This is a genomic window from Pantoea sp. E956-1 (assembly GCF_982223955.1).
In genome coordinates this window covers 1-313 of record NZ_CEUYZP010000120.1, presented here as the reverse complement: position 1 = coordinate 313, position 313 = coordinate 1, and the positions used below count along the sequence as shown (strand labels likewise).

The following is a 313-nucleotide window of genomic DNA, read 5'->3' as shown; positions in this document are numbered from 1 at the left end:
GCCTTAGGGGTCGACTCACCCTGCTCCGATTAACGTTGAACAGGAACCCTTGGTCTTCCGGCGAGCGGGCTTTTCACCCGCTTTATCGTTACTTATGTCAGCATTCGCACTTCTGATACCTCCAGCAGCCCTCACAGGCCACCTTCGACGGCTTACAGAACGCTCCCCTACCCAACAACACATAGTGTCGCTGCCGCAGCTTCGGTGCATGGTTTAGCCCCGTTACATCTTCCGCGCAGGCCGACTCGACCAGTGAGCTATTACGCTTTCTTTAAATGATGGCTGCTTCTAAGCCAACATCCTGGCTGTCTGT

At 54.6% G+C, this 313-nt stretch carries 1 rRNA gene; it reads right to left on the bottom strand.

The features are described from left to right. Positions 1-313 (bottom strand): 23S ribosomal RNA (locus AC0T7J_RS25550); the annotation flags it as partial.